The organism is Enterovibrio makurazakiensis (assembly GCF_050336585.1).
GTDB lineage: Bacteria > Pseudomonadota > Gammaproteobacteria > Enterobacterales > Vibrionaceae > Enterovibrio > Enterovibrio gelatinilyticus.
In genome coordinates, this window is sequence record NZ_JAKJSE010000022.1 from 75,165 (window position 1) to 96,001 (window position 20,837).

The following is a 20,837-nucleotide window of genomic DNA, read 5'->3' on the forward strand; positions in this document are numbered from 1 at the left end:
TGATTCTTCACCCCTTTTACGTATTTCAGTGCTTAGTAAGGACGAGGATTCGGTTCGATAACGCCAGTCGCTATTGCGATCAGTAGCAAAGCGAACGCAATCACAGAAAAGAAAACACGCCGACCGAGATAACGCGACATAGGGATATCGGACTTCCCTTTGAGCATGATGGGAAGCGCGCGAAACAGGTTAAACACAATAAAGATAAGTAGGCAGACGAGGATAGCTTTGAGCAACATATTGCCTCCATCTGGCCAAAAAGGTGACCAACAGGGTGAATGGGTGTCGACATCGAAAGTACGTCGCATACGACGCTTGGGTTTCCTTGCTTTTACTTTGACCATGGTTGTGCTCTTGGTCAAGTTAGGGATGTGGCAAATGTCACGTGCTGCGGAAAAAGAGACGCTTCTGGATCAACTGTCCGCGCGTCAGCAGCAAGTGTTCACTCAAGTTTCCTCTCTTCCTCAAGATGCCAAAGGGTTTGCGGTTGACCTAAGTGGCACCTTCGACGTGAATCGCAGTGTGTTACTCGATAACCAAATTCATCAAGGAAGAGTGGGGTATCGCTGGATGATGCCACTCTTGACGGATGACCGCTGGCTGTTGATTGATTTGGGTTGGATTGCCGCGCCGCCGCGCCGCGATACATTGCCAGAGTTACCCAAGATATTAGGACGTTATCGCGTTGAGGGTATTGCGGATTTTCCCTCGCAACGCGTGGTGCTCGCCACAGATAATGCGGCGCCTTCGTGGCCTTGGCGAGTGCAGTTAATTGATATTGAAGCGATATCTAAGGCCAGTGGTTACCCCCTACAGCCTTGGGTGATACGTGTTGAAACGATAACAAGTCAATCGGGGGAAACGGTTGATTGGAATGCCTTACCCGTGTGGGAACCTGTCGTGATGCAGCCTGAGAAACACTATGGCTATGCGATGCAGTGGTTCGGCTTGGCTCTGGTGGTGGCTTTGGGATTTGTGATTTGGTGGAGGAAGGGACGCTGATGAATGGAAAGAAAGCCTTAATCATGGTGGTAATAGCCTTTGCTGTGCCTGTGGTGGCTGCCAAGTTGGTTTTGGAAATGGGTTGGTTTAACAAAGGCGTGACCAACAAAGGGGAGCTGCTGACACAAGAGGTTCGCACGGATTGGCTCGAACACAATGGGCAGTGGCGCTTGGTGTATTCTTTGCCGCAAACCTGCTCAGAGCAATGTGAAAGTGCGCTGTTTCAGTTAAAACAAATCCCCGTTGCTGTTGGCCCAGAACGCGATCGCGTGACCAGTATTTTATTGGTGTCTGATGCGCCAGCAGCGAAGGGCGGCGACAGTATCATTGAGCAGAGAATCGATACTCAGCAGCACCAAACCATGGCGGCACTGCCTCATGCGGGTGAAGCGATTTATCTGGTTGACCCACTTAATAACCTCATCTTGGCGTATCCGATTCCGGAAGGAAAACCTGAGCAAATTACTCAAAGCAAGGGGCTACTCTCTGATCTTCGTAAACTCATGAAACTGTCAAAAGTGGGGTGAGCATGGACGCTGAAAAACGCTACCTCGGGGTTATTTATGGCGCACTGCTCTTGGCGTTTGTGGTGGTAGGGCTCGGCGCGTTCACCCGTTTAACAGAAGCAGGGCTAGGTTGCCCTGACTGGCCGGGATGTTATGGATTTTTGACCGTCCCACTAACCCCTGAAAAAGTGGAACAAGCCACACAAGCTTTCCCAAATGCTCCCGTGGAAGCGCAAAAAGCATGGAATGAGATGATCCACCGCTACGTGGCTGGCACCCTAGGTTTGGTCATTGCAGCCATCGCTTGGCTGGCTTGGCGAGGTCAGGGTAGAAGTCGAACATTACCCACAATTTTGCTGGCTGTGGTGACATTTCAAGCCGCTCTCGGCATGTGGACTGTCACCATGAACTTAATGCCCATTGTGGTGATGGGGCACCTATTAGGCGGCTTCACCACAGTGACCTTGCTGTTTTTGTTGGCCGTACTTGAGCGAAAACGTTTTAGGCAACAGCATGAAAGTCATGAAGTATCTGAGCAAGCAGGCGTGGTGCCACCAGACGCCGCATCAATGGCTATCCAAGATAACACCACGTTGTCTGGTTCAATATCCGGTCGATTAAAAGCGCTCACGGTAGGGGCTCTGATGGCGGTGATATTGCAAATTGCCTTGGGTGGATGGACGTCGGCGAATTATGCCGCGGTGGTGTGTACGCAATTGCCCATCTGTGAAGTGGACTGGGCGAGCAGTTATGACGCGTCAGCGTTTCACCCAATCAGCCCAACCAGCGAGACCTATCAATATGGTGTCCTCGGTTTTGAACAGCGTGTGACCATTCACGCCACCCACCGAATTGGCGCGATGGTGGTAACGGCATTGGTGCTGCTGTTGGCGTGGCGTGTTCGCCGACCATTAGGAAAAAATACGTCGATGCTGCTTGTCGGCGCGTTACTGTTACAAATTTCACTGGGTGTAACCAATGTTGTTGCCTTATTACCATTGTCGGTGGCAGTGGCACACAACGTATGTGGCTTGTTGTTGTTATTAATTATGGTGCGGACAACCGTGTTGGTTTTTTCCGCCCAACCTTCCAACGCGTCTCAGACGTCATTGGAAGAATCGGGGAGGTTGAGTCATGGCTAAAGTCTCAGTGCAATCGCTAGCAAACAGCACATCTACGAGAACGGAAACCGCCGTCTGGCGTGATTATCTGGAGTTAACCAAACCTAAGGTGGTGGCCATGTTGCTACTCACCGCGATGGTGGGAATGTGTCTTGCTGTACCAGCGTTACCAACAGCAAAAGTGGTGATTTTGGGACTGCTGGGTATAGGGATGCAATCCGCTGCCGCTGCGGTGTTCAATCATGTGATTGACCGTCGTATTGACCGTCAAATGCAACGCACCATCCATCGTCCTGTGGCGAAAGGTCGTGTCAGCACCATGCAGGCATTGGCGTTTGGTGTCACGCTCATGGTGGTGGGTTTTGCCTTGCTTTGGGCGTTGAATTCGCTGGTGGCATGGCTCACGTTCGCGAGTTTAATTGGCTATGCCTTGGTGTATACCGTTTGGTTGAAGCATGCCACCCCACAAAACATTGTGATTGGTGGCCTTGCTGGCGCCATGCCGCCATTGCTCGGCTGGGTCGCGGTCACAGGTTCATTAGACCCTCATGCATTGCTACTTGTGATGCTGGTGTTTACGTGGACACCGCCTCATTTCTGGGCGTTGGCGATTCACCGTCAGAAAGATTATGCCAAAGCTGGCGTTCCTATGTTGCCCGTGACGCATGGTGTTGAATTTACCAAGACCATGATTTTGCTCTACACCATGCTGCTCATCGTTGTAGGGTTCTTACCATGGTTAGCAGGCATGAGTGGTGAGATTTATTTGGTTGGCAGCTTTGCGCTGAACCTTGGTTTTGCGTGGTATGCATGGCGTTTGAAGTTTGCCGATGAAAAAGGACTAGCCTGGCAGACCTTTAAATATTCCATTTGGCATATCTTCGGTCTGTTTGTCGCCTTGTTGGCTGACCACGCGTGGTATGCGTTAGCATAAGGGAAATGTTTCCTTTGTGCTGAGTGCCATCATGACCTTTCCTGATGTGACGTTTCGAACGCCGCGGTTAACTGCCGCGGCGTTATCATCTACCTCATCACCTCACGTGTTAAGTGCAGTTTCAACGCAGCTTGCCTCGATACTGACGACTGATGTGACTCGCCATCTTCCCCCTGATATACAAACGGTGTGTGACACAGAAAGTGCGGCTAAGTGGTTATTGAGCACGGTCGCTGAATGCCAGTTTGTGACAGTGAGCTTGGCCGATGATGATGCGCTGGCAGGCTTCTTTTTGCTCTATCCAGAGATTGACGCGCACGAAAGCGACGGCTATTTGCTTCGATTGGGCTATGTGGTGGCTGAACGCTATCAGGGGCAAGGGCTTGCCAGTGAAATGATTGCGGGATTAGTGGCGTGGAGTCGCTCGTCTGGTGTTGTCAAAGCCCTGTCTGGTGGCGCCAGTGCCGAGAATGTCCCATCGATTAAGGTGTTGGAGAAAAACGGCTTTGTCCGAGACGAAAATGATGAAAATCATCAGGGTAATACGGTGTTTTTAACGATAACGTTTTAATCATCTTTGCTACACTGGCCCACCGAATTTTCCTAGTGTGCGAATTATGTTTTCAGCACTTCAACAAAAATCACTCCACGTTCGCGTGTTCTCTCTCGCTTTTCCTATGGTGTTATCCAACATCACTGTGCCGCTATTGGGGCTGGTGGATGCGGCCGTTATTGGTCATCTCGACCATGCTTGGTATCTCGGCGGTGTTGCTATTGGCAGCACAATGATTGCTGTTACCTTCTGGTTATTGGGCTTTTTGCGCATGGCAACCACTGGGCTGACGGCGCAAGCGTGGGGCGGTAACGACAAAACAGGGCTTGCCAATGTGTTTTTGCAAGGCTTGACCTTGGCGTGGTTACTGGCGGCGGTGATCCTCGCTTTGCATCCGTTTATTGCTGATGCCGTGCTCTCGTATAGTGATGCCAGCGCGGAAGTAAAACGCTATGCGGATGAATATTTTTCTATTCGTATTTGGAGTGCGCCTGCCGCGCTAACCAATTTGGTGATCATGGGATGGCTGCTTGGCGCACAAAACGCCAAGAAGCCGATGATGCTGATCATCTTGGTCAATCTGGTCAATATCGTGCTGGATTTACTGTTTGTGGTGGGCTTTGGCTGGAAAGTTCAGGGCGCCGCTGCGGCGAGTGTGATCGCCGATTATTCAGGTATGGCGCTAGGGTTGTATTTCGTTGCTAGGGTTTGGGTGGAATCGTCACTGCCTTCGCCGCTTGCGCAATGGAAGAAAGCGTCTGCGGGAATGAGCCGATTAGCAAAGCTCAACAGAGACATTTTCCTGCGTAGCCTTTGTTTGCAATTAGCGTTTACGTTCATGACCTTTCAAGGTGCGACCTTGGGGGATGACGTGGTGGCAGCCAATGCGGTGTTGATGAATTTCTTGATGCTGGTGTCTTTTGCCATGGATGGGTTTGCCTACGCGATGGAAGCCATGGTGGGTAAGGCGATCGGCGCTAAAAATCGGCAAGAACTATTGGAGTCTCTCACGGCAACTTCCTTCTGGAGTTTGGTTATTTCTTTGCTGATCACCTTGGCGTTTTTATTGGGAGGGCGAAGTATCGTCGGGGTAATTTCAGACATTCCCGCCGTACGCGAACAAGCATATTTATACCTGCCTTGGCTGATAGCCATGCCTTTGGTGTCTATGTGGTGCTTCTTGTTAGACGGCGTGTTCATTGGGGCAACACGTGGACGAGAAATGCGTAATACCATGTTCATCTCGATGGCAGGCTTTTTCGCCATTTGGTGGCTGTTGAGCAGTGCGAATCAAGACATAGGTAACCATGCTCTTTGGGCGGCAATGCTCGGCTTTATGGCTTTACGAGGAATTACCCTAGGTGTGTTGTTTGCGTATCAGTGGCGACGTGGGAAGTTCTTGTTGTCATCACATCCTTAAAAACTCGCTATCAGTGATGGCAGGGTGGTGAAAATAGAAAACGAAAAAGGCTCCTTGGGAGCCTTTTTTATGTGTATGTACTCAACGAGCTGGGGGCACTTAGTAGTAAGAGTGCTCGCCGGCAGCGTGCTCAGTCACATCACGTACAGCGGTTAATTCGCCGCTGAATTCTTCAAGTAGCTGCTTTTCGATACCGTCTTTCAATGTCACGTCGACCATCGAACAACCGTTACAGCCACCACCAAACTGGATAACAGCTGCGCCGTCTTCAGTGATTTCAATTAGGTTGATGTGACCACCGTGACCTGCAAGCTGAGGGTTCACTTGAGTTTGGATAACGTATTCAACACGCTCTAACAGCGTGGCATCATCCGACACTTTACGCATTTTCGCATTCGGCGCTTTCAGAGTCAGTTGAGACCCCATTTTGTCAGTGACAAAGTCAATTTCCGCATCATCAAGGAACGGCAGACTCAATTCATCAACGTAGGCCAAAAAGCCATTGAATTCGTACTTAGTGTCCGACGCTTCAATGGCATCTTGAGGGCAGTAAGACACGCCACACTCAGCGCTTTGCGTGCCTGGGTTAACCACGAATACGCGGATGTTGGTGCCTTCTGGTTGCTGCTCCAGCAGCTTAACGAAATGGCTTTGTGCACTTTCTGAAATAATAATGTGTGACACGGCTTCTTACCTGACTATTCCGATATGTTAATGACAGTTTACTCTGGTTTTTCTTTACTATCACCCCCAAAGCAGTGAGGTTACTTTTTTGTCACTTTGGCGGTGTTCGACAAAGGCAATAGACATCAATCTGAGTGACGCCCTGTTTACGCAATAACCGACAAAGTTCATTAATGGTTGCGCCTGTGGTGACCACATCATCAACCAATGCAACGTGCTTCGGCAGTGTTCCTTTGCTTGTAAATGCCCCGCGAAGGTTAGATAAGCGAGATTGTCGGCTTAATCCTTGCTGTTGGCGAGTCGCGCGGTGGCGTTTTAGGATGTCGGGCGCACATTGGGCTTCTAAAGGCTTGGCTAATGCCTTTGCCAGTAGAGTACTGTGATTAAAACCTCGCATGACTCTCCGTCGCCAATGCATAGGAACAGGCAATAAAATCGGTGCTGGGTCGTCGATTTCCTCAGCCAGCAATTTCCCGAGCGCGGGCGCGAGCCAATAATGGCCTTGGTATTTGAAGCGGTGAAGCAGCTTGTCATACGGAAATGTGTAGCCACCGACACAAATGAGCCTATCCCAAGCGGGTGGCGAGTTCAGGCAGCGACCGCAACTGTCGGTAACATAGGGCGTCGGCAAGCCACAGTGCAAGCAGCGCGGGATGCGAGGAAACGTCTCATGACATGTTTCGCACCAGGGATAATGTCGATGCACCAGCGTGTGATGACAAAGCTGACAGCGAAGCGGCAGGGCGCGTAAGATAGAGCGAAACATCATAGCTTGATGGCTCGAAACGAATCGAATTTAGGCAGTGTAAATGACGACATCTCTTTACTGGCATACGGAAGGCCAGGGTTCCGATCTGATTCTCATTCACGGTTGGGGCATGAACAGTGCAGTATGGCAAAACATTCTCCCCGCTCTCACTCCTCACTATCGCGTGCATTGTGTCGATCTGCCCGGTTATGGCTTCAGCCAACCGACAGATGCGTTTTCTTTGCAAGAGATGGCACATTGCTTGCTTGATAATTCTCCACAGGAATCGATCTGGGCAGGATGGTCCTTGGGCGGCATGGTTGCGACGCAAGCGGCGCTGATTGCCCCTGAGAGAGTGAAAGGCTTAGTGACTATTGCCAGTTCACCTCGATTTTCTGCAGAACATGGATGGCGAGGGATTAAACCCGAGGTATTGCAGGCGTTTACGAAACAATTGGCGGGCGATTTTAAAACAACCGTTGAGCGATTTATGGCGCTACAGGCAATGGGCAGTCCAACGGCGCGACAAGATATCAAGTGGTTGAAGCAATCGGTGTTGTCACACCCTGCGCCGCAACCTGAAGCTCTAGAGGCTGGGCTAGGTATTCTTGCTGAGGCTGATTTGAGACCGCAATTGCGTGATATTTCAATGCCTTGGTTGAGAATGTATGGTCGGCTAGATGGCCTTGTGCCCGTGAAAGTGGCGCAAGAGCTCGATGTACTGGCACCGCAGTCGCAACGGCAAATTTTTGCCAATGCATCGCATGCACCGTTTATCTCTGATCCTGCCCATTTTACGCAGGCGCTGTTGGCGTTTTGCGGACAATGTTTGCCGTCCAGTCAGAAAAAAGTGACGAAATAAAGTGAAATGCGGCTAAATTTTACACGTTAGTTGCCGATACTTTATACGTGTTACTTGATATGGCATCAGGAGAGACCATAATGAATATAGGTAACGTTGGGCAATCTCAGTACGTTTACGCTAAACCTTCGCCTGTAAATGCAGAAGCAAAGGCGAATCAGGCGCAAACGTCAGAGGGAGCAAATCAGTCTTATGCGCAAGTCGCTAAAGGTGTAACGGACGCTAAGACTGTCAACCAAGCAACGGCAACCGAAGGCAAAGTACCCGCTTCATCTGACGTTGAAGCATTCACTTACGGGGCATTGGGTATGGACCACCCTGACGAAGTGAAAACCAATGATGATGGGGCTTATACCGCCGGACAAGTTTTATCTGCCATCGGTACGATAGGTGGGATATTAGCTATCTTGGTATAGTTTCGCTGTAGAGATACAGTTTGCGCATGTCGCGGGGTTGCCCGCGGTTTGCCATAAGGCGACGGCCTTCGGTTGATGTTGGGAGACAACATTGGCATGAACATTTCGCCCGCAAACGTCAGCATACCCGCTGTCGCACCGTCAGTGAATCCGCCAACGGAGCAAGTTGCGCGGGACAATCGCGTGCGCGAAAAAATTGTCCCTCCGCGCCAACCCACCGCTAACGCCGAAGAGCGTCCGGTTAGCCAAGAAGAGAAGCAGCTTCGCAAGCCATCATGGGATCCGTCTGAGCATCCTACTTACACTGATCTCACGCAACAATCTCGCCAATTCGATGGCGCACAGTTTGCGGCGCATGAAACCCTAAGCCAACTTTCGTCAATGCTATCAAGCGGCAGTTATGTTCCCGCTGGTGAAAATGGCTATGCCATGAAACTCAAATTGCCGAAAGAAGTGCTGGATAAGATTGATCAGTTGAAAGATTCCCAGCGGACAGGGGCGGTGGTAGCGATGCGCTATCAACAATCGTCAGCGGCAAACCTTCCTTCAGAAGTGTTGATCGTGATTTAGCGAACACTCGCCTGAGCGACCATTGCGATGCTTCGCATCGTACACACGGTAAATGAATATAAAAAACAGCGCCGAGAGGCGCTGTTGTGGTTTTTAGCAAAAGGTTTGTCGTCGGCTTATTTGCGCTTTGCCTTCGCAAATGCATCTGCGAACGCACCACCAAAGGCTGGTGAGTTACCGCTTTGTTGTTGATGACTCGATGCGCCGCGATGAGGTTGATTACGCGTTTGAGGTTGGGCTGAACGTGAATCACGGTTTGCATTGCCACGACTTGCAGGTTTGTTGTCCGCCCCCGGCTCATCGTTTAGACGCATCGACAAGGCAATTCGTTTACGCGCAAGATCCACTTCCATCACCTTCACTTTCACCACATCGCCGGCTTTAACCACTTCACGTGGGTCAGAGATGAATTTGTCTGACAGTGCCGAGATATGCACTAAGCCGTCTTGGTGAACGCCGATATCCACGAACGCGCCAAATGCTGTCACGTTAGTGATGGAGCCTTCTAGCACCATGCCGGGGATCAGATCTTTCACTTCGTTTACGCCTTCCGCGAACGTGGCGGTTTTAAACTCAGGTCGTGGGTCACGTCCTGGTTTTGCTAGCTCAGACAGAATGTCTGTGACCGTTGGAATACCAAAAGTACTGTCTGCGTAATCTGACGCTTTCAAGCTGCGCAGAAAGTCATGGTTACCGATCATGGCATCCACCGCTTTACCTGTGTTGTCGGCAATGCGTTTCACCACAGGGTAGGCTTCAGGGTGAACCGAAGAGCCATCCAATGGGTTCTTGCCATGCATCACACGCAAAAAGCCTGCACACTGCTCGTAGGCTTTCGGGCCTAGGCGCGGTACTTTCAGTAAGGTTTTACGATCGCCAAAGCGGCCGTTCTCATCACGAAACGCCACGATATTCGCCGCCATGGTGGTAGAAAGGCCTGCCACACGGGTTAGCAGTGCGGCAGAGGCACTATTCACATCCACACCCACGGCGTTCACACAGTCTTCTACCACCGCATCCAAGCGTTTTGCCAATTGGCTCTGGCTCACATCGTGTTGGTATTGGCCCACACCGATAGATTTCGGGTCAATTTTCACCAGCTCGGCCAATGGGTCTTGCAAGCGACGCGCAATGGAAACGGCGCCGCGCAGCGAGACGTCAAGTCCTGGGAATTCGGCAGCGGCAAGTTCTGACGCTGAATAGACCGATGCGCCTGCTTCACTCACCATCACGGTTTGAATTTTCTGGCCTGCGTCTTTGAGCATGCCAGCCACAAACGCATCGGTTTCACGTGATGCTGTGCCGTTACCAATCGCAATCAAATCCACGTTGTGCTTTTTCACTAACGCCATGACCACGCGCGACGATTCGGCAATCTTGTTGTGCGGCGCGGTTGGGTAAATGGTGGCGGTATCGAGTAGCTTACCTGTACTGTCCACGACAGCGACTTTACACCCTGTACGCAAGCCTGGGTCGATACCCAAGGTGCTGCGAGGGCCAGCGGGTGCAGCCATCAGGAGATCTTTCAGGTTATCGGCAAACACTTTAATGGCATCGTTTTCTGCCATTTCACGCAAGTTGCCCATCAATTCAGTTTCCATGTGCATCAAAATTTTGATGCGCCATGCAAAGCTCACCACCTGCTTGCGCCAACGATCGGCAGCAGCGGTACCGAGTGTCACGCCAAAGTGATCGCAGATGATGTTTTCGCAATACGATCCCGTGGATTTTTCATCCTGACCGGGATCGGCATTGAGAGAAAGTTGAAGGATGCCTTCGTTGCGACCACGGAACATGGCCAATGCTCGGTGAGACGGCACTTTGGTGAGACGTTCGTCATGCGCAAAGTAATCTTTAAATTTCGCGCCTTCGTTTTCCTTGCCAGCAATCACACGCGCTTGAAGCTCGGCTTGTTGGTTTAAGTGACGACGAATTTTATCAAGCAGGGCTGCGTCTTCGGCAAATTGCTCCATCAAGATAGCACGTGCGCCATCAAGTACGGCTTTGGTGTCAGCGAAGCCTTTGTCGGCATCAATGTAGCTAGCGGCTTCGGCGTCTGGATCGGTATCTGGGTGCTGCCATAGGGTTTGCGCCAACGGCTCAATGCCCGCTTCAATGGCAATTTGCCCTTTGGTGCGACGCTTTTGTTTGTACGGCAGGTACAAATCTTCAAGGCGGTTTTTTGTGTCAGCGCTCAGGATATCTTTTTTCAGCGCGTCGCTGAGTTTGCCTTGTTCATCAATCGATTTGAGGATGACGTGGCGACGGTCTTCTAGTTCGCGTAAATAGCCAAGGCGAGATTCCAGATTACGCAATTGGGTGTCATCAAGGCCGTTAGTGACTTCTTTACGGTAACGGGCAATAAATGGGACGGTATTGCCATCATCGAGCAGGGTAACAGCAGCAATCACTTGCGCGTCACGGACATTTAGCTCACTGGCAATTTGTTGATAAATTGACGAGGTCATGGTGTTCCTTTGAGAGTCACCGCCGCAACGGCAGTATTAAAGTTCGTCTTGTTGATAGCGGATGGCATTAACATACCAGAGCTTAACGCCTTCAGGAGTTGGCACTGAGGCTTCGTCATCGACTTCTTTTTTTATCAATGCACGTGCCATGGGGCTATCAATGGAGATGTAGTCTTTTCGGCCATATATTTCATCGGGGCCGACAATGCGGAAGGTAAGGGTGTCGCCGTTCTCGTTTTCAATATCGACCCATGCACCGAAGAACACCTTCCCGTCTTGTTGTGGGTTATAATCGATGACGCGCAATATTTCTAAGCGCTTGCGCAGGTACCGAACGCGACGATCGATTTCACGCAGTATCCGTTTGTTATACGTGTAATCCGCATTTTCTGAGCGATCGCCGAGGCTTGCCGCCCACGATACGATTTTGGTGATTTCTGGGCGTCGTTCTTTCCATAAGAAATCGAGCTCTTGTTTGAGCTTTTTGTAGCCTTCTCGGGTGACTAAATCGGTTTTTTTCATTGCTATGTCCGAGTATGTCGTTCGTTTTCGAGAAGAGTTATAACCGCTTTGGCGTCATGATTAAAGCCAACAAGCCCTGCAACGTTAAGCTATCCCGCGAAATGGTGGTCGGTGAGCAAGCTGGGACGGTTACAACTGGTAACAGTTTTTCTCCCCGAAGGGCTTCGCCTTGATGTTTCATAAACAGGTCAGACGATACAATCAAGTTCGTAAACACCTTCAAGAATAGAAAGAAAGGTAGGTCATGCAAGATAATCATAAAATCCTAGTGGTAGATGACGATATGCGTTTGCGCTCTTTGCTTGAGCGTTATTTGTCAGAGCAAGGTTTTCAGGTTCGTAGCGTGGCGAATGCCGAGCAGATGGACCGCTTACTTTCTCGAGAGAATTTCCACCTGATGGTGTTGGATTTGATGTTGCCGGGTGAAGATGGGTTATCCATTTGCCGCCGCCTTCGTCAGGCGAACAACACATTACCGATCCTGATGCTGACTGCAAAAGGTGATGAGATTGACCGCATTGTGGGACTGGAAGTGGGCGCGGATGATTATCTGCCAAAACCATTCAACCCGCGTGAATTGCTTGCTCGTATTCGTGCCGTATTACGTCGTCAAGTTGTTGAAGCACCGGGCGCACCGTCTAGTGAAGAAAAAGTGGTTCAGTTTGGTCAGTTCCGTTTGAACCTCGGCACGCGTGAAATGTTCCGCAATGATCAGCCATTGACGCTCACCTCGGGTGAATTCGCCGTGCTAAAAGCACTGGTGACTAACGCGCGTGAACCAATGTCTCGCGATAAGCTGATGAACATGGCTCGTGGTCGTGAGTATTCCGCGATGGAACGCTCGATTGACGTGCAAATTTCACGACTTCGCCGCATGGTGGAAGAAGACCCAAGCAAGCCGCGCTACATTCAGACAGTTTGGGGCTTGGGCTACGTGTTCGTTCCGGACGGAGAAGCGTAAATAATGCGCTTTTCTCCACGTAGTAACTTTGCTCGTACACTCGTGGTAATGGCTGGCCTTCTTATCGCCAGCCAGATCTTCTCTTATCTCACTATCCTCAATTACGCCCTTCTGCCCAGCATTAAGCAGTTCAACAAAATCCTCGCCCATGAAATTCAGGTGATGCTGAATGAGGACATGACGCTGTCTGATGGCAAGGTTTATCACCTCGATGAAAATCTGCGCCGTCAATTGCTGGAAAAATTGGGTGTCACCATGCATGACGAAACTGAACTCGTCATGATGGAAGAATTTGAGAATGCGGCGGCGATTGATTACCTCAGTACGGATATGTCGGAAAAGCTGAGTGCGCCGACGGAAGCGCGGATAAGCTTAGAGTCGAAGAACTATGTGCTTTGGCTAGATAGCACCGCGTTCCCTGGCTATATCATGCGTATTCCGCTTTCAGAGCTGCATCAAGATGATTTCCAACCATTATTCTTCTATTCCATGTTCATCGCCTTGTTGGTGATTGGTGGCGGTTGGGTGTTTATCAAGGTGCAAAACCGTCCGCTGGCTGCGTTGGAAAAAGCTGCATTGGAAGTGGGGAACGGAAAGTTTCCGCCACCTTTGCCTGAGCGAGGCGCGTCAGATATTCGAGCAGTGACGAAATCGTTCAATCAGATGAGCGAAGGTATTCGTAAGCTGGAAGAAGACCGTGCCCTGCTAATGGCAGGCGTGAGTCATGATTTACGCACACCATTAACACGTATTCGCTTGGCGACAGAAATGATGTCTCCGGCGGACGAATATCTTGCCGACAGCATGATCAAAGACACGGAAGAGTGTAACGAGATCATCAACCAATTTATGGACTATTTGCGTTCAGTGCAGCTGCAAGATATGACCCCGATTGATTTGAACGCCTTGGTTGATGATGTCTCCGTGGCGGATGGTGCAACGGGTCATGATCTTGAAATGAGCAAAGGCGAGCTGGTGGGTAAGCTTGAAGCGAACGAAGTGGCTATTCGCCGCGCGGTGACCAACTTGGTGGTTAATGCCGTGCGCTATGGCGGAGGCTGGGTTCGCATTGCGACAGGCAGTAGTGCTGATCGTCGTCATCAATGGATCACCGTCGAAGACAATGGTCCGGGTATTGAACCTGATCAGGTGGAGATTGTGCTGCAGCCTTTCACTCGCGGTGATACAGCGCGTGGCAGTGAAGGTACTGGGCTTGGATTAGCAATCGTGAAACGCATTGTGGAGCAACACAATGGCACGTTGAAACTGATGCAGCGTTCGCAAGGCGGATTGCGTGCTCAGATTGTTTTGCCAGTCGCCAAAAATAAAGGTTCGCGCACGACAACGCGTTAATTTATAAATATATTTTCAATAACATCAAAACGCAGGGCGGTCACCGCTCTGCGTTTTTTTGTGGGTATATTCCTGTTCCTGTAGCAAATTTTTTGCATTTTTATCGTCTCACTTGTGAGTCATCTGCTACAACTGTAATAGAGTGCCAATACAGCAGGAAGAAAAATGCACATTGTCATCGACCCGCAGGATCCATCACCGAAGTTCCGTCAATTGATGACGCAGATCCAGCGTCAAATTGTGGCGGGGACCTTAAAGCCGGGGCAAAAACTGACGTCTGTCAGGAAGTTAGCTGCAGAGCTAAATATCAACCCAATGACCATTTCTCGTTGTTATCAGAACATGGAAGAGCTTGGCTGGCTTGAGCGTAAGCGCGGCGTGGGTATGTTGGTGGCGCGTGATGGACTGAATGCGCGTATGGAAGACCGATTTGGCTTTATTGAACCATCACTGAAAAATCTGATCGTCGATGCTCGCGAAGTTGGGTATAGCAAATCAGAAGTGATGGCGCTGGTGATGCAGTACTGGGAAGATGAGTGATCTGCTCTAGCGTAAGCTATGCGAGCGCTGATGGGGCTTCATCAACTCTCGCTGTCAGTCTGCCTGTGCCGTTTAGGCGTTGCTGTATTTGTCTTTGTTACCTAACCAACGCGTAATGATGGCTTTGGCGTTGTCAGGATAATTCTGGTGTAGATACAACGACAGTTTCTGCACTTCAGGGATCAGTTTCTGATCGCGAACCAAATCCGCAATTTTAAATTCTGCTAAGCCTGTTTGCTTGGTGCCTAGAAGCTCTCCGGGGCCACGAATTTCCAAATCTCGTTGTGCGATGACAAATCCATCACTGCTCTCTCGTAATACGCCCAACCGTTTGGTCGCTGTTTTGGACAGGGGGGCGTGATAGAGCAATACACAATGACTCGCTACTGTGCCTCGTCCTACTCGTCCACGTAACTGGTGCAATTGCGCCAGCCCCAAACGTTCTGGGTTTTCGATAATCATCAAGCTGGCGTTCGGCACATCTACACCCACTTCAATCACGGTGGTGGCAACAAGCAGGTGAAGCTCGCCATCTTTAAAGGCCTTCATCACGGCTTGCTTTTCTGCCGCTTTCATTCGGCCATGTACCAATCCGATATTGAGATCGGGCAGGGCGCGAGATAAATCATCTGCTGTGTCGGCGGCGGCTTGCGCTTCCAACACTTCAGATTCATCAATCAAGGTACAGACCCAATAGGCCTGACGGCCTTCTTCTATACATGCAGCATGTACACGATTGACGATATCAATGCGTCGTGTATCGGGTACGGCAACGGTTTGAATGGGGGTTCGCCCTGGTGGCAGTTCATCGATAATGGAAGTGTCTAAATCTGCGTAGGCTGTCATGGCGAGTGTGCGTGGAATAGGCGTCGCCGTCATGATCAGTTGATGCGGGTGAATACCTTGTTTCATGCCCTTTTCACGCAGCTCGAGTCGCTGATGAACCCCAAAGCGGTGTTGTTCGTCGATGATAACCAACGCCAGTTGAGCGAACTCAACATGCTTTTGGAACAGTGCGTGTGTGCCGACTACCATCTTTGCTTCGCCGCTGGCAATCTTAGCGAGCTCCGCTTCTTTGGCTTTTCCAGTTAGCTTTCCGGCTAACCAGCCGACGGAAATCCCCAAGGGCTCAAGCCAGTTGGCAAAGTTAATGGCGTGCTGTTCAGCCAAAAGCTCAGTCGGCGCCATGAGCGCCACTTGGTAGCCTTGTTCTATAGCTTGCAGTGCCGCTAGTGCGGCAACCAAGGTTTTGCCGGACCCCACGTCGCCTTGCACTAAACGCATCATTGGCTTGGTCAGTCCCATATCACGTTCGATATCGGCGACAACACGAGACTGCGCACCTGTCGGAGAAAACGGTAACGACGCTAACAGTTTGGCGGCTAAATCCACCGACGGTGGCAGTGAAAACGTGGGGTCTTGTTGCAGCTTGCTGCGTACCGCCAGCATCGACAAATTCTGCGCCAATAACTCTTCGATGATCAGCCGCTTCTGTGCAGGGTGTTCGCCGTTTTCCAGCGCATCGACAGAAATGTCGGGGGTGGGGCGATGCAGGGTGATCAGTGCATCTTTCAGCGTGATTTGTCGGTCGTATAGCCCCTCAGGCAATAACTCTTGTACGGCGGCACCTTCGAGTAAGGCGAGTGCTTGATCGGTGAGGTTTCGCAGCGTTAACTGGCGAAGGCCTTCTGTGGTTGGGTACACAGGGGTTAGGGTTTCTTCTAGAGAAAGCTCTGTGGGTTCAGAAAATACCTTGTAGTCGGGATGAATAATCTCGAGCCCGCCCTGTCCGCGTTTGATCTCGCCATAGGCTTTGACGCGCTTGCCGGACTCCAAGCTGTTTTTCATTGCCGCGTTGAAGTTGAAGAAGCGCAAGGTGAGGGAGCCGTTACCGTCGGTGATTTTGACCGTCAACATGCGTCGGCGACCAAACGAGATATTGCTGTTCACTACCTCGCCTTCTACCGAGGCATGTTGCCCTGGCATTAGGCTCATAATAGGCCAGACACGAGTACGGTCTTCATAGCGATAAGGGAGATGAAACAGCAGATCCTGAACGGTAAACAAGCCGATTTTCTCGAGCTTTTCCGCCATTTTTCCACCCACACCAGTCAGCGCGGTGACGGGAACTGCATCTAACATTGAAGCGCGCATGGCGGTTTCATCTCTCCTGAATCGTGATTGTCACCCATCCATCTTGTCTAGCTTACCTAGGCGACATAGATGAGGTTCGTTGAGTTGGCTTTATTTGGCGGCCTGCATTTGTGCCCACCACGCGGTATCTGCCACTATCTGACCTTGGCCATCTAGCGCAGGATACGGCAGACCTTTGCGTTTGGCGACTCTTGCCAGTACAGGATGCCCGCGTTCGAAGATAATGCGGTCAACTTCGTCTTGCGGGATCAAGGTATGCGTACGCTGGTACATGCCTGCATTCTGCCGCTGCCGCTGTGCTTCATACAAAATTAGGGCACTGGCGACCGAGACATTGAGAGACTGTACCATACCAATCATGGGAATGATGATGTCTTGATCCGCCAATTCAAGGGCTTGCTGGCTGATCCCCGTTTTTTCCTGACCCATAACAATCGCGGTGGGTTTGGTGTAATCAATCTCACGAAAATCGACAGCAGTGTCAGACAGGTTGGTGACTAAGATCTGCATGCCTTTGGCTTTCATTGTCGCAAAAGCTTCAGGCGTGGTGTCATGTGTGACCACATCAACCCAGTTACGCGCACCCGCTGAAGTGCCGCCCAATGTGCGCATTTTACTGTTCTTTGGCCAAACGGCATGAACTTGATGAACGCCTACCGCATCGGCGGTGCGGATAATTGCTGAAATATTATTGGGTTTGTGGACTTCTTCCATACAGACCGTTAAATCGGGCTGTCGGGTAGCCAGCACGTCATGGATACGTGCAAAACGTTCTGGAGTCATTTTGTTCTCATCTATAAAAACGCCCGCGAATGGCGGGCGTTGTTGTTTGTTGCCTGAACATTGCTTGAACGGGCCTGCGCCACGCTGAGTACTAAATCAGTTCTTCTGACGGCTGACTTTGACCACGTTAGGCATGACACGTAAACGGCGCATGATATTGGCCAGATGCACACGGTTCTTGGTCGTGAGCTTCACGTAAATCGTATATAAACGGCCGTCACGCTCTTCCGTAGACAGTCCCTGAATGTTTGAACCTGTCGCGGCAATGGCGTTGGTCAAATCAGCAAGTGCACCTTGGTGGTTGTGCATATCAATACGCAAACCGGTCACGAAATCTTGGTCAATGTCTCCACCCCATTCGACAGACATGTATTTGTCTGGCTCTTGGCTATAACCGCGGATATTGGCACATTCTTCACGGTGGATAACCAACCCTTTACCCGGGCTGACGTGACCCACAATGTGGTCACCAGGGATTGGGCGACAGCAGTTCGCATAGGTAAGAAGAATGCCTTCTGCCCCGCGAATTGGCAGGCAACCGCCTTGTTCTTCTAAGCTGTCAGCATCACCCAGAAGGCGTTTGGCTATCACCACGCTCATCAACTCACCAGACCCGATATCGGCCAGCAAATCGTCTACGGTCTCGAGCTTAAGGTCGAGCAAGACTTTGTTGATGTTCTCTGGTTCCATGTCCTGAAGGTTAAAGTCTCCAAGGGCATGGTTGAGCAAGCGACGACCAAGGATCAAGGATTCTTCACGGCGCTTGGTTTTGAGCACTTGACGAATCTTGGTGCGAGCGCGAGAGGTCACGACATAGTTGAGCCATGCCGCATTCGGACGTGCGCCCGGCGCTGTGATGATCTCAATGGTTTGACCGTTCTTCAGTGGTTGACTCAGCGGGTAGGAGTTGCGATTTACGCGTGCACCCACACAGGAGTTACCGACATCCGTATGTACGCCATAGGCGAAGTCGACTGCCGTTGCACCAACAGGCAATTCGACAATACGGCCTTTTGGCGTAAACACGAACAACTCATCAGGGAACAAGTCAGATTTCACGCTTTCGATAAATTCGAACGAGCTGCCTGCGCTTTGCTGAAGTTCAAGCAGGCTTTGCATCCAACGTTGTGCGCGAACTTGAGCGGTGGTTTCACCTTGAACGCGATCAGCACCGTCTTTGTAAGCCCAGTGTGCGGCAACACCTTTGTCTGCCATCTGATCCATGTCTTCAGTACGAATCTGCACTTCAATCGGCACGCCGTGTGGACCAATCATTGACGTATGCAAAGACTGATAGCCGTTTGCTTTTGGTACGGCAATGTAATCTTTCATGCGGCCCGGGCGAGGCTTATACAAATTGTGCATTTGGCCCAGCACGCGATAACAAGTATCTAGGTCGTCAACAATCACACGAAACGCGTATAAATCCATGATGGTGTGGAAGCGCTGCTCTTTGTTCTTCATCTTGTTGTAGATAGAGTACAAGTTCTTCTCGCGTCCTAACACTTTTGCATTCATGCCGGCATCGCTAAGGCGGCCTTCAATCTCTGCATGGATTTTCTGGATCATCTCTTTGCGGTTACCGCGCGCTTGAATAACCACTTCCTTCAACACGCGATAGCGGTTGGGGTATAGCGCTTCAAAGCCAAGCTCTTCCAGTTCCACTTTGATGTTGTGGATACCGAGGCGGTGGGCAAGTGGTGAGAATATTTCGAGGGTTTCGCGGGCTATGCGGCGACGTTTATCGGGGCGAAGTGCACCGAGTGTACGCATGTTGTGAGTGCGGTCGGCCAGTTTGATCAGAATAACGCGAATATCATGGGCCATTGCCATGATCATTTTGCGGAAGTTTTCCGCCTGCGCTTCTTTGCGGTCACGAAACTTCAGTTTGTCGAGTTTCGACACGCCATCAACCAAGTCGGCGACGGTATCACCAAATCGTTGCTGCAAGTCTTCCTTGGTTACGTCAGTGTCTTCGATCACGTCATGCAGCAAGGCTGCCATTAAGGTTTCGTGGTCGAGACGCATTTCCGCAAGGATACGAGCAACGGCTATTGGGTGAATAATGTAAGGTTCACCGCTGGAGCGGCTTTGCCCTTCGTGGGCATCACGCGCCACCAAATACGCTTGCCGGAGTGCCTCTAAGTGCGGCTCCGGCAAGTATTGTGCGGCGACTTCTTTCAGGCTATCGAAGAGATACAATCTGCCTGTTTCCCTGAAGTTAGATTAGCGGAGTGAGCCTGTGATGGTGCTTACAGCAGCCATTTCAGCCGCTTCTTGCTCTTGCTGCTCTTGGCGTTCACGAGTGTCTAGCACTTCTTTCGTGATCAGACCTTCTTCGATTTCACGAAGAGCGATAACGGTGTACTTATCGTTCTCTTCTTGAACCAGTGCATCTTTACCACCAGTTTGCATTTGGCGTGCGCGACGAGCTGCTACCAATACTAGATCGAAACGGTTGCCAATTTTTTCAACAGCGTCTTGAACGGTTACGCGTGCCATGAAGAACTCCAGTAAGTAATAAAATCAAAATGACCGAAAATTATACAAAAGCGTTGACTATTGTGCCAGCAATCTGTCGAGCATGTCGTGATATTTGCTGGCTTGCTTGTCTTGCTTCATGCGCTCGGCACGTAGAATGGCTTTAAGATCCATCAAAGCTAGGTCAAAATCGTCGTTCACTATAACGTAATCGTACTCGCTAAAGTGGGAGATTTCGGAACAGGCTTCTTCCATGCGCTTCGCGATGACCTCATCAGAATCCTGACCACGGGCATTCAAACGGCGTTCTAACTCTTCACGACTTGGTGGAAGAATAAAGATGCTTTGTGCCAACGGCATTTTTTCACGAATTTGCTGAGCACCTTGCCAGTCAATATCAAGAAAAATGTCGATGCCTTTTGCCAGCATTTCTTCAATCCAAATACGTGACGTACCGTAATAGTTACCGAATACTTCCGCATGTTCCAAAAACGCGTCTTGTTCGATCAGTGCTTTGAATTCGTCAACCGGCACGAAATGATAGTGAACACCGTCTTCTTCACCCGGACGAGTTGCTCGGGTGGTGTGAGAAACGGACACTTTTATGTCGTAACGAGGGTTGTCTTTCAACAGCGCCGAAATCAGGCTTGATTTTCCGGCACCACTTGGCGCTGAAACAATGTAAAGCGTACCTTGGCTCATGGTTTTGATCACTGTGAGGTTAAAGGGCGCGCAGAGTACCACGAACGCTCGATAAAA

General features: G+C 50.5%; 22 protein-coding genes. 12 read left to right on the forward strand and 10 right to left on the reverse strand.

The genetic code is table 11. The features are described from left to right. Positions 1–32: 32 nt before the first annotated feature. A complete protein-coding gene (locus L4D06_RS17245) occupies positions 33–239 on the reverse strand; it encodes a DUF2909 domain-containing protein (RefSeq protein ID WP_429740530.1) in 207 nt (68 codons plus the stop codon). Here L4D06_RS17245 and L4D06_RS17250 point away from each other — a divergent pair. Genes L4D06_RS17250 through dinF form a run of 6 tightly spaced genes read left to right on the forward strand, consistent with a single transcriptional unit; the run spans position 229 to position 5,536 of the window. Then, entirely contained in the window at positions 229–1,002 is a 774-nt protein-coding gene (locus L4D06_RS17250) for an SURF1 family protein (protein ID WP_429740531.1), read from the forward strand. The genes L4D06_RS17245 and L4D06_RS17250 overlap by 11 nt on opposite strands. Further along, positions 1,002–1,529, forward strand: coding sequence for a hypothetical protein (locus L4D06_RS17255; protein ID WP_274164376.1), 528 nt, complete (start codon positions 1,002–1,004; stop codon positions 1,527–1,529). The genes L4D06_RS17250 and L4D06_RS17255 overlap by 1 nt, the downstream gene beginning before the upstream one ends. A gap of 2 nt (positions 1,530–1,531) precedes the next feature. After that, positions 1,532–2,650 (forward strand): COX15/CtaA family protein, encoded by a 1,119-nt coding sequence (locus L4D06_RS17260; protein WP_429740532.1) that lies wholly within the window; start codon positions 1,532–1,534, stop codon positions 2,648–2,650. Beyond that, complete coding sequence (cyoE, locus tag L4D06_RS17265; protein WP_274164378.1) at positions 2,643–3,563, forward strand: heme o synthase; 921 nt, start codon at positions 2,643–2,645, stop codon at positions 3,561–3,563. The genes L4D06_RS17260 and cyoE overlap by 8 nt, the downstream gene beginning before the upstream one ends. A gap of 16 nt (positions 3,564–3,579) precedes the next feature. Beyond that, positions 3,580–4,134, forward strand: coding sequence for a GNAT family N-acetyltransferase (locus L4D06_RS17270; RefSeq protein WP_429740533.1), 555 nt, complete (start codon positions 3,580–3,582; stop codon positions 4,132–4,134). A 46-nt stretch (positions 4,135–4,180) separates the two neighbouring features. After that, the gene (gene dinF, locus L4D06_RS17275; RefSeq protein WP_274164380.1) at positions 4,181–5,536 is read left to right on the forward strand and encodes an MATE family efflux transporter DinF; all 1,356 of its coding nucleotides are present in this window, start codon (positions 4,181–4,183) and stop codon (positions 5,534–5,536) included. A 99-nt stretch (positions 5,537–5,635) separates the two neighbouring features. Here the strand turns inward: dinF and nfuA are convergent, their stop codons facing one another. Together nfuA and L4D06_RS17285 are read right to left on the reverse strand one after the other, a co-directional pair. Next, positions 5,636–6,220, reverse strand: a complete 585-nt coding sequence (gene nfuA / locus L4D06_RS17280) for a Fe-S biogenesis protein NfuA (RefSeq protein ID WP_274164381.1) — start codon at positions 6,218–6,220, stop codon at positions 5,636–5,638. A 91-nt stretch (positions 6,221–6,311) separates the two neighbouring features. Then, positions 6,312–6,989: a ComFC family protein gene (locus L4D06_RS17285; protein ID WP_274164382.1), complete on the reverse strand. Its 678-nt coding sequence runs from the start codon at positions 6,987–6,989 to the stop codon at positions 6,312–6,314. 40 nt (positions 6,990–7,029) lie between these two features. Between L4D06_RS17285 and bioH the strand changes: the two genes are divergently transcribed. The 3 genes from bioH to L4D06_RS17300 all read left to right on the forward strand — a co-directional run bounded on the left by bioH (position 7,030) and on the right by L4D06_RS17300 (position 8,816). Next, positions 7,030–7,830, forward strand: coding sequence for a pimeloyl-ACP methyl ester esterase BioH (gene bioH, locus L4D06_RS17290; protein WP_429740534.1), 801 nt, complete (start codon positions 7,030–7,032; stop codon positions 7,828–7,830). An 80-nt stretch (positions 7,831–7,910) separates the two neighbouring features. After that, positions 7,911–8,246 (forward strand): hypothetical protein, encoded by a 336-nt coding sequence (locus L4D06_RS17295; protein ID WP_274164384.1) that lies wholly within the window; start codon positions 7,911–7,913, stop codon positions 8,244–8,246. 75 nt (positions 8,247–8,321) lie between these two features. Beyond that, positions 8,322–8,816 (forward strand): ATP-dependent Lon protease, encoded by a 495-nt coding sequence (locus L4D06_RS17300; protein ID WP_337992913.1) that lies wholly within the window; start codon positions 8,322–8,324, stop codon positions 8,814–8,816. A gap of 116 nt (positions 8,817–8,932) precedes the next feature. Here L4D06_RS17300 and L4D06_RS17305 read toward each other — a convergent pair whose 3' ends face one another. Next, positions 8,933–11,284 (reverse strand): Tex family protein, encoded by a 2,352-nt coding sequence (locus L4D06_RS17305; RefSeq protein ID WP_274164386.1) that lies wholly within the window; start codon positions 11,282–11,284, stop codon positions 8,933–8,935. Between the two features lie 36 nt (positions 11,285–11,320). Continuing rightward, the gene (greB, locus tag L4D06_RS17310) at positions 11,321–11,806 is read right to left on the reverse strand and encodes a transcription elongation factor GreB (RefSeq protein ID WP_274164387.1); all 486 of its coding nucleotides are present in this window, start codon (positions 11,804–11,806) and stop codon (positions 11,321–11,323) included. Positions 11,807–12,050: 244 nt separating this feature from the next. On the opposite strand from greB, the gene ompR reads away from it, so the two are divergent. The 3 genes from ompR (at position 12,051) to L4D06_RS17325 (ending at position 14,660) form a co-directional block, all read left to right on the forward strand. Further along, positions 12,051–12,767 (forward strand): osmolarity response regulator transcription factor OmpR, encoded by a 717-nt coding sequence (gene ompR / locus L4D06_RS17315; protein ID WP_028025815.1) that lies wholly within the window; start codon positions 12,051–12,053, stop codon positions 12,765–12,767. Between the two features lie 3 nt (positions 12,768–12,770). Next, entirely contained in the window at positions 12,771–14,120 is a 1,350-nt protein-coding gene (envZ, locus tag L4D06_RS17320) for a two-component system sensor histidine kinase EnvZ (RefSeq protein WP_274164388.1), read from the forward strand. 165 nt (positions 14,121–14,285) lie between these two features. Then, on the forward strand, positions 14,286–14,660 hold the full coding sequence (locus L4D06_RS17325) for a GntR family transcriptional regulator (RefSeq protein WP_274164389.1): 375 nt from the start codon (positions 14,286–14,288) through the stop codon (positions 14,658–14,660). 72 nt (positions 14,661–14,732) lie between these two features. Here L4D06_RS17325 and recG read toward each other — a convergent pair whose 3' ends face one another. From recG to gmk, 5 genes are all read right to left on the reverse strand, one after another. Next, complete coding sequence (gene recG / locus L4D06_RS17330) at positions 14,733–16,814, reverse strand: ATP-dependent DNA helicase RecG (RefSeq protein ID WP_429740535.1); 2,082 nt, start codon at positions 16,812–16,814, stop codon at positions 14,733–14,735. 90 nt (positions 16,815–16,904) lie between these two features. Then, positions 16,905–17,597 (reverse strand): tRNA (guanosine(18)-2'-O)-methyltransferase TrmH, encoded by a 693-nt coding sequence (trmH, locus tag L4D06_RS17335; RefSeq protein ID WP_429740536.1) that lies wholly within the window; start codon positions 17,595–17,597, stop codon positions 16,905–16,907. A gap of 96 nt (positions 17,598–17,693) precedes the next feature. Then, a complete protein-coding gene (gene spoT, locus L4D06_RS17340; protein ID WP_274164392.1) occupies positions 17,694–19,799 on the reverse strand; it encodes a bifunctional GTP diphosphokinase/guanosine-3',5'-bis pyrophosphate 3'-pyrophosphohydrolase in 2,106 nt (701 codons plus the stop codon). 24 nt (positions 19,800–19,823) lie between these two features. Beyond that, positions 19,824–20,099, reverse strand: coding sequence for a DNA-directed RNA polymerase subunit omega (gene rpoZ / locus L4D06_RS17345; RefSeq protein ID WP_028025821.1), 276 nt, complete (start codon positions 20,097–20,099; stop codon positions 19,824–19,826). Positions 20,100–20,156: 57 nt separating this feature from the next. Beyond that, positions 20,157–20,780 (reverse strand): guanylate kinase, encoded by a 624-nt coding sequence (gmk, locus tag L4D06_RS17350; protein WP_274164393.1) that lies wholly within the window; start codon positions 20,778–20,780, stop codon positions 20,157–20,159. Between the last annotated feature and the right edge of the window lie 57 nt (positions 20,781–20,837).

Bases quoted from the DNA above. Each gene is read 5' to 3' on its own strand.
- L4D06_RS17245 (WP_429740530.1), bottom strand. From the start codon at position 239: ATGTTGCTCAAAGCTATCCTCGTCTGCCTACTTATCTTTATTGTGTTT.
- L4D06_RS17255 (WP_274164376.1), top strand. From the start codon at position 1,002: ATGAATGGAAAGAAAGCCTTAATCATGGTGGTAATAGCCTTTGCTGTG.
- L4D06_RS17260 (WP_429740532.1), top strand. From the start codon at position 1,532: ATGGACGCTGAAAAACGCTACCTCGGGGTTATTTATGGCGCACTGCTC.
- cyoE (WP_274164378.1), top strand. From the start codon at position 2,643: ATGGCTAAAGTCTCAGTGCAATCGCTAGCAAACAGCACATCTACGAGA.
- dinF (WP_274164380.1), top strand. From the start codon at position 4,181: ATGTTTTCAGCACTTCAACAAAAATCACTCCACGTTCGCGTGTTCTCT.
- L4D06_RS17285 (WP_274164382.1), bottom strand. From the start codon at position 6,989: ATGATGTTTCGCTCTATCTTACGCGCCCTGCCGCTTCGCTGTCAGCTT.
- bioH (WP_429740534.1), top strand. From the start codon at position 7,030: ATGACGACATCTCTTTACTGGCATACGGAAGGCCAGGGTTCCGATCTG.
- L4D06_RS17295 (WP_274164384.1), top strand. From the start codon at position 7,911: ATGAATATAGGTAACGTTGGGCAATCTCAGTACGTTTACGCTAAACCT.
- L4D06_RS17300 (WP_337992913.1), top strand. From the start codon at position 8,322: ATGTTGGGAGACAACATTGGCATGAACATTTCGCCCGCAAACGTCAGC.
- L4D06_RS17305 (WP_274164386.1), bottom strand. From the start codon at position 11,284: ATGACCTCGTCAATTTATCAACAAATTGCCAGTGAGCTAAATGTCCGT.
- greB (WP_274164387.1), bottom strand. From the start codon at position 11,806: ATGAAAAAAACCGATTTAGTCACCCGAGAAGGCTACAAAAAGCTCAAA.
- ompR (WP_028025815.1), top strand. From the start codon at position 12,051: ATGCAAGATAATCATAAAATCCTAGTGGTAGATGACGATATGCGTTTG.
- envZ (WP_274164388.1), top strand. From the start codon at position 12,771: ATGCGCTTTTCTCCACGTAGTAACTTTGCTCGTACACTCGTGGTAATG.
- L4D06_RS17325 (WP_274164389.1), top strand. From the start codon at position 14,286: ATGCACATTGTCATCGACCCGCAGGATCCATCACCGAAGTTCCGTCAA.
- recG (WP_429740535.1), bottom strand. From the start codon at position 16,814: ATGCGCGCTTCAATGTTAGATGCAGTTCCCGTCACCGCGCTGACTGGT.
- trmH (WP_429740536.1), bottom strand. From the start codon at position 17,597: ATGACTCCAGAACGTTTTGCACGTATCCATGACGTGCTGGCTACCCGA.
- rpoZ (WP_028025821.1), bottom strand. From the start codon at position 20,099: ATGGCACGCGTAACCGTTCAAGACGCTGTTGAAAAAATTGGCAACCGT.
- gmk (WP_274164393.1), bottom strand. From the start codon at position 20,780: ATGAGCCAAGGTACGCTTTACATTGTTTCAGCGCCAAGTGGTGCCGGA.